Below are 6,354 nucleotides of genomic sequence, written 5' to 3'. Positions count from 1 at the left end.
GAAATATCGCAACATGAAACGGCGTCTTTTTTCGCATGGCGGCGTTGCTCGTCGTTGCCATAGAGCCGGCTATGTCGCCCACCCGCAAGGGGTAGGCCGTGGTTGTAAAGCCGATAAATCGGCAACAACCACGCTCTCCTCGCGCCTTGCCATGCGAAAAAACCCATCCGTTTCATTATGTTTCCCTATTTCTGAGTCACAACACTAGCATCATGAAAATCAAGGTTCTGATCGTCGACGATTCGGCGCTGATTCGCGGCGTGATGAAGGAAATCATCAATAGCCAGCCCGACATGGAAGTGGTGGGCGTCGCTCCCGATCCCCTGGTGGCGCGCGATCTGATCAAGCAAACCAATCCGGACGTCCTCACGCTGGACGTGGAAATGCCGAAAATGGACGGCCTGGAGTTTCTCGAGAAGCTGATGCGGCTGCGCCCGATGCCGGTGGTCATGGTGTCGTCGCTGACCGAGCGGGGTTCGGAAATCACCATGCGCGCGCTGGAGATGGGCGCGGTGGATTTCGTGACCAAGCCCAAGGTCTCGATCCAGAGCGGCATGCTTGAGTACACCGAGCTGATCGCGGAGAAAATTCGCATCGCCGCGCGCGCAAGAATCAAGCCGCGCACGCTGCCCGGCACGCAGGGCCAGCCGGCCAGCCCCGCCCTGGCTTCGGTACGCAATCCGCTTACCAGCAGCGAAAAGCTGATCATCATCGGCGCGTCCACCGGCGGCACCGAGGCGATCAAGGACTTTCTGATACAGCTGCCGCCGGACTGCCCCGGCATCCTGATCACCCAGCACATGCCGGAAGGCTTCACGCGCTCGTTCGCCAACCGGCTCGACAAACTGTGCAGGATCTCGGTCAAGGAAGCCGAAGGCGGCGAGCGCGTGCTGCCGGGCCACGCTTATCTCGCGCCGGGCCATTCGCACCTGCAGCTGGTCCGCAGCGGCGCCAACTACATGACCAGGCTCGACCAGGGGGTGCCGGTCAACCGCCACCGCCCCTCCGTCGATGTCCTGTTCAACTCGGCCGCGGTCGCTGCGGGCAAGAACGCGGTCGGCGTCATCCTTACCGGCATGGGCAAGGATGGCGCGGCGGGAATGCTGGAAATGAAAAAGGCGGGGGCCTACAACCTGGCGCAAGACGAAGCCTCGTGCGTGGTATTCGGCATGCCCAAGGAAGCCATCGCGATCGGCGCCACCCATGATGTTGCCCCCCTGCACGAATTGCCGGGGCGGGTGCTGGCGTTTTTTGCGGCACACGGCAATCGTGCGATGCGGGTTTGATCCTCCGCACGCAGCGGCTTTCCGGCTCAAGTTCGACGCCGACCTGCCGATTAACCCAGTAGCAATCAAACCGCATCAGTGGAGTTATGTATGGCCGACCCAAACACGAAATTTCTGGTTGTTGACGACTTTTCCACGATGCGCCGCATCGTGCGCAATCTGCTCAAGGAACTGGGTTATTCCAACGTCGAGGAAGCGGAAGATGGCGTCGATGGCCTGGCCAAGCTGCGGGCCGGAAATTTCGATTTCGTGGTGTCCGACTGGAACATGCCCAACATGGACGGACTCACCATGCTGCAGACCATTCGTGCCGATGCCGCGCTGTCCAAGCTGCCCGTCCTGATGGTGACGGCCGAAGCCAAGAAGGAAAACATCATCGCTGCGGCGCAGGCGGGTGCCAGCGGCTATGTGGTCAAGCCTTTCACCGCCGCCACCCTCGACGAAAAGCTCGCGAAAATATTCGAAAAACTTGAAAAAGCGGGAGCCTGACGTGGATACGTTATTCGCCGGCTCCGCCGCGGCCGCACCCGCCGACCCGCTGCGTGCCGAAGCCCGTGCGGAACCGCATGGCGGGGTGTGCGAGCAGGACGAGATGCTGGCGCGGGTCGGCCAGATCACCCGTTCCCTGCACGACAGCCTGCGCGAGCTGGGGCTCGACAAGGTGGTGGAAAAGGCGACGCACGAAATTCCCGACGTCCGCGAACGCCTCAATTATGTGGCGCGCATGACCGAACAGGCCGCGCAGCGCGTGCTGAACGCCACCGACACGGCGATTCCCCTGCAGGAGCGGATCGATGCGGGAGCCGACGAGATACTGAATGGCTGGTATGCCGCGCTGAAAGCCCCCTTTTCGGAAGCCAATTATCGCGACATGGCGACGTTGACCATGCAGTGCCTGGTCGACATGCGCAACGACACCGGCGCCACCAAGCAGCAACTGCTCGACATCATGATGGCGCAGGATTTCCAGGATCTCACCGGCCAGGTCATCCGCAGGGTGACCGAACTCGCGCATGGGCTGGAACAGCAGCTGGTGCAGCTGCTGATCGACTATGCACCGGCCGAGGTGAGGCGGGAATCCGGCAGCGGCCTGCTCAACGGCCCGCAGATCAATCCGGCGAGCAAGAGCGATGTGGTCGCCGATCAGGGCCAGGTCGACGACCTGCTCGACAGCCTCGGGTTCTGACAGGCTCAAGACTCAAGTCACAAGTTGCCAGGTTCTCCTTGCAACTTGTGACTTGTAACTTTCATCTCATTGCGGCCGCAGCGTCTGGATCACCATGGCGCTTGCCTTGATCCCGTTCTGGATCAACTGTTCGAACTGGGGCGCAAAGTAGGGCAGGGTGATATCCAGTACGATCAGGCCGACGCCCAGGGTGATGGGGAAGCCGATCGCGAAGATATTGAGCTGGGGCGCCGAGCGGGTGAGGATGCCGAGTGCCAGGTTGGTCATCAGCAGGATGGCGATCAGCGGCAGCGCCAGCTGCAGGCCGACGGCAAACACGGTGGAGCCGAACGCGGCGACGTTGTGGAAACCCGCGGCCGAGAGCGGCTGCGGGCTGATCGGCAGGCTCTGGAAACTGTCGACCAGCACGCCGAGCAGCAACAGGTGGGCGTTCACCGCCAGAAACACCAATACCGCCAGCATATTGAAAAACCGCGAGAGCACCAGCGTCTGGCCGGCGCTTTGCGGGTCGAAGAAGGACGCGAACCCCAGGCCCATCTGCAGGCCGACGATTTCGCCCGCGGCGTCGACCGCGGCAAACGCGATGCGCATGACGAAGCCGATCGCGAGGCCGATGAGAAATTGCTGAACCAGGATGAACAGGCCGTGCCATGAGCCCAGCCCCACATCGGGCATCGGTGGCAGGGTGGGGGAGACGATCAGCGTGATGAAGATGCCGAGCCCGATCTTGACGCGCGCAGGCACGGCGCGATGGCCGAACACCGGCGTCACCATGAGCAGGCCGAGGATGCGGGTGAGCGGCCAGATGAAGCCGATCAGCCAGGCATTGAGCTGGGCATCGGTGAAGCTGATCACGGAAGCTTATGCCGTGGTATCCGCATCGGCCCACCATCGCGGCGGGGCGCCGCTCCTACAGGTGAAGCCTGTCGTCCCGTGTAGGAGAGCCGCCCCCGGCCCGATGCCGTGGTGTGCGCAAACGTCAAGGCGCACCGGATCCGCCGGGCAGCGAGGACGCGCGGCAATCGATGAGGCATTCGGGCTAGCCGATGATGCCGGGCAGGCCGGTCAGCACGCGCCGCATGTAGTCGGTCATCACCGTCAGCATCCACGGCCCGGCGATGGCGAAGGTGACGAGCACCGCGACGACCTTGGGAATGAAGGAGAGGCTGGCGTCGTTGATCTGGGTGGCCGCCTGGAACACGGCGACGATCAGGCCGACCGCCAGGGTGACCAGCAGCACGGGGGACGCCACCAGGATGGTTGTCTCCAGTGCGATGCGGCCGATGGTCATTACGCTTTCCGGCGTCATGGCGGGTCTCCGTCAGAAAAAGCTTTGCGCCAGCGAGCCCAGCAGCAGATTCCAGCCGTCGACCAGCACGAACAGGATGATCTTGAACGGCAGGGCGACAATGGCGGGCGACACCATCATCATCCCCATCGCCATCAGGATGCTGGCGACCACCATGTCGATGATGAGGAAAGGAATGAATACCGCAAAGCCGATCTGGAAGGCGGTCTTCAGTTCGCTGGTGATGTAGGCCGGTATCAGTACGCGCATCGGAATGTCGGCGGCGGTTTTCGGCGCCGCCGAGCCCGACATCTTCACGAACAGGGCGAGATCGCTCTCGCGCGTCTGCTTCAGCATGAAGGCGCGCAGCGGCACCGCGCCCTTGTCCATGGCTTCGCTCAGCTGGATACGGTTCTCGGCAAGCGGCTGGTAGGCCTCGACGTAGATCTTGTCCAGGGTCGGGCTCATCACGAACAGCGTGAGGAACAGCGCGAGCCCGATCAGCACCTGGTTGGGCGGCGACGACTGGGTGCCGAGCGCATGGCGCAGCAGCGACAGCACGATGATGATGCGGGTGAAGCTGGTCATCATCAACAGCGCGGCCGGCAGGAACGACAGCGAGGTCAGCAGCAGCAGGGTTTGCAGGCTGAGGGTGTAGTTCTGGCCGCCGCCCGCTGTCGGGGTGCTGGTGAAGGCGGGCAGGCCCGCGCCTTGGGCCAGCGCCAGCGACGGCAGCAGCAGGGCGGCGAGCACGATGCCGGCATGCGCCAGGCGGCGAAGCGGCTTATTTTTCACGGCGTTTTTCGACCAGCTGTTGCAGGCGCGCGGCAAACGGCGCGCCGGAAATCGGGGAGGCCGGCGGCTGCAGCGTGCCTTTCGGCAGCGTCGTCAGGGCATTGACGCTGCCGGGGGCCACGCCCACCACCAGCCAGGATTCGCCCACCTCGACCACCACGACGCGCTCGCGTGCGCCGACCGAGGCGCTGCCGACCACCTGAAGCAGGCTGGACGAACCGCCGCGGGCGATGCCGAAGCGCTTGGCAACCCAGGCCGTGGCGGCGATCAGCAGCAGCACCGCCACCAGCCCGACGAACACCTGCAGCAGGCTGCCGGCAGCGGAGACCGCCGGGGCGTCGGCCGCCTGTGCCTGCGCCAGGGCCGGCAGCGCGAGCAGCAGGCAGGTCGCGAGCGGGCGGCGCATCACTTGTTGAGTTTCCGGATCCGCTCGGCGGGGGTGATGATGTCGGTCAGGCGTACGCCGAACTTGTCGTTCACCACCACCACTTCGCCTTGTGCGATCAGGCAGCCGTTGACCAGCACGTCCATCGGCTCGCCCGCCAGGCCGTCGAGTTCGACCACCGAACCCTGTGCCAGCTGCAGCAGGTTCTTGATCGCAATCTTGGTGCGTCCCAGTTCCACCGTCAGCAGCACCGGAATATCGAGAATGAAATCGATGTCCTTGGCCAGCCCGCCGGATGCGGCGGTTCCGGACAGCTCCTGGAAAATTTCCGGGCTCGGTGCCGCAGTCGGCGCCTGTTCGGCCATCGCGGCCGCCCAGTCGTTTTCGTCTATGGTTTGGGTGGTATCTTCAGGCATGCTGATCTCCTGTTTGCGCATCGTTCTGGCTGTTCGACAAAAGCTTCTCGACGCGCAAGGTGTATTGACCGTTGAATTTTCCGTACGCGCATTCCATCACCGGGACGCCGTCCACCTTGGCTTCGACGGTTTGCGGAATGTCAAGCGGAATGACGTCGCCCACTTTCATGTCGACGATGTCGCGCAGGCTGACCTGTGCGGTACCCAGGTCGGCGACGATCTCGACCTCCGCCAGCTGGATCTGCTGCCGCATCAGACGAACCCAGCGCTTGTCCACTTCCAGGTTTTCCGCCTGCAGGCTGCTGGTGAGCAGATCCTTGATCGGCTCGATCGTCGAATACGGAATGCAGAAATGCATTTCGCCGCTGACCTGGCCAAGCTCGATGGCAAAGGTGACGGCCACCACCACTTCGTTGGGCGTGGCGATATTGGCGAACTGGGTGTTCATTTCCGAGCGGATGTACTCGAACTCGATCGGGTAGACCGGCTCCCACGATTTCGAGTAGGCCTCGAATACGATATTGAGGATGCGCTGGATGATGCGGTGTTCGGTCTGCGTGAAATCCCGGCCTTCGACGCGGGTGTGGAAGCGCCCGTCGCCGCCGAACAGGTTGTCGACCATGAGAAAGACCAGGTCGGGGTTGAAGATCATCAACGTCGTGCCGCGCAGCGGCTTGAACTGCACCAGGTTGAGGTTGGTTGGCACCACCAGGTTGCGGATGAATTCGCTGTATTTCGAGACCCTGACCGGGCCGACCGAGATTTCCACTCCGCGCCGCAGAAAGTTGTAGAGGCCGATCCGCAGTTGGCGCGCGAAACGCTCGTTGATGATTTCGAGCGTGGGCATGCGGCCGCGCACGATGCGCTCCTGCGTCGCCAGATTGTAGGGACGCGCGCCCGCATGGTTCTCCGCTTCGGCCGGTGCATCGTCGGCTTCGCCGGTCACGCCTTTCAGCAGCGCGTCGACTTCATCCTGCGAAAGAAAATTGTCGGCCATG

General features: G+C 63.0%; 9 protein-coding genes. 3 read left to right on the top strand and 6 right to left on the bottom strand.

Going from position 1 to position 6,354, the window contains the following annotated elements:
• Positions 1 to 212 precede the first annotated feature (212 nt).
• The 3 genes from Q0L94_RS12210 to cheZ all read left to right on the top strand — a co-directional run bounded on the left by Q0L94_RS12210 (position 213) and on the right by cheZ (position 2,472).
• Positions 213 to 1,286: a chemotaxis response regulator protein-glutamate methylesterase gene (locus tag Q0L94_RS12210; RefSeq protein ID WP_296753626.1), complete on the top strand. Its 1,074-nt coding sequence runs from the start codon at positions 213 to 215 to the stop codon at positions 1,284 to 1,286.
• Positions 1,287 to 1,376: 90 nt separating this feature from the next.
• On the top strand, positions 1,377 to 1,775 hold the full coding sequence (gene cheY / locus Q0L94_RS12205; RefSeq protein ID WP_296638921.1) for a chemotaxis response regulator CheY: 399 nt from the start codon (positions 1,377 to 1,379) through the stop codon (positions 1,773 to 1,775).
• A 49-nt stretch (positions 1,776 to 1,824) separates the two neighbouring features.
• A complete protein-coding gene (gene cheZ / locus Q0L94_RS12200) occupies positions 1,825 to 2,472 on the top strand; it encodes a protein phosphatase CheZ (protein WP_296753628.1) in 648 nt (215 codons plus the stop codon).
• 66 nt (positions 2,473 to 2,538) lie between these two features.
• Here the strand turns inward: cheZ and fliR are convergent, their stop codons facing one another.
• The 6 genes from fliR to fliM form a co-directional block, all read right to left on the bottom strand.
• Positions 2,539 to 3,327, bottom strand: coding sequence for a flagellar biosynthetic protein FliR (fliR, locus tag Q0L94_RS12195; RefSeq protein WP_296753624.1), 789 nt, complete (start codon positions 3,325 to 3,327; stop codon positions 2,539 to 2,541).
• Between the two features lie 184 nt (positions 3,328 to 3,511).
• The gene (gene fliQ, locus Q0L94_RS12190) at positions 3,512 to 3,781 is read right to left on the bottom strand and encodes a flagellar biosynthesis protein FliQ (protein WP_296753622.1); all 270 of its coding nucleotides are present in this window, start codon (positions 3,779 to 3,781) and stop codon (positions 3,512 to 3,514) included.
• Positions 3,782 to 3,793: 12 nt separating this feature from the next.
• A complete protein-coding gene (fliP, locus tag Q0L94_RS12185; RefSeq protein WP_296753620.1) occupies positions 3,794 to 4,555 on the bottom strand; it encodes a flagellar type III secretion system pore protein FliP in 762 nt (253 codons plus the stop codon).
• Positions 4,545 to 4,961, bottom strand: coding sequence for a flagellar biosynthetic protein FliO (gene fliO / locus Q0L94_RS12180; RefSeq protein WP_296753617.1), 417 nt, complete (start codon positions 4,959 to 4,961; stop codon positions 4,545 to 4,547). The genes fliP and fliO overlap by 11 nt, the downstream gene beginning before the upstream one ends.
• The gene (gene fliN, locus Q0L94_RS12175) at positions 4,961 to 5,356 is read right to left on the bottom strand and encodes a flagellar motor switch protein FliN (RefSeq protein WP_296753615.1); all 396 of its coding nucleotides are present in this window, start codon (positions 5,354 to 5,356) and stop codon (positions 4,961 to 4,963) included. Before fliN ends, fliO begins: the two co-directional genes overlap by 1 nt.
• Positions 5,349 to 6,353: a flagellar motor switch protein FliM gene (fliM, locus tag Q0L94_RS12170; RefSeq protein ID WP_296753614.1), complete on the bottom strand. Its 1,005-nt coding sequence runs from the start codon at positions 6,351 to 6,353 to the stop codon at positions 5,349 to 5,351. The genes fliN and fliM overlap by 8 nt, the downstream gene beginning before the upstream one ends.
• Position 6,354: the final 1 nt, after the last annotated feature.

This window comes from Thiobacillus sp. (assembly GCF_024708915.1).
Note: the sequence above shows the minus strand (reverse complement) of the source record. Positions and strands in the feature narration are given on the sequence as shown.

Bases quoted from the DNA above. Each gene is read 5' to 3' on its own strand.
- fliN (WP_296753615.1), bottom strand. From the start codon at position 5,356: ATGCCTGAAGATACCACCCAAACCATAGACGAAAACGACTGGGCGGCC.
- fliM (WP_296753614.1), bottom strand. From the start codon at position 6,353: ATGGCCGACAATTTTCTTTCGCAGGATGAAGTCGACGCGCTGCTGAAA.
- cheY (WP_296638921.1), top strand. From the start codon at position 1,377: ATGGCCGACCCAAACACGAAATTTCTGGTTGTTGACGACTTTTCCACG.
- fliO (WP_296753617.1), bottom strand. From the start codon at position 4,961: ATGCGCCGCCCGCTCGCGACCTGCCTGCTGCTCGCGCTGCCGGCCCTG.
- Q0L94_RS12210 (WP_296753626.1), top strand. From the start codon at position 213: ATGAAAATCAAGGTTCTGATCGTCGACGATTCGGCGCTGATTCGCGGC.
- fliQ (WP_296753622.1), bottom strand. From the start codon at position 3,781: ATGACGCCGGAAAGCGTAATGACCATCGGCCGCATCGCACTGGAGACA.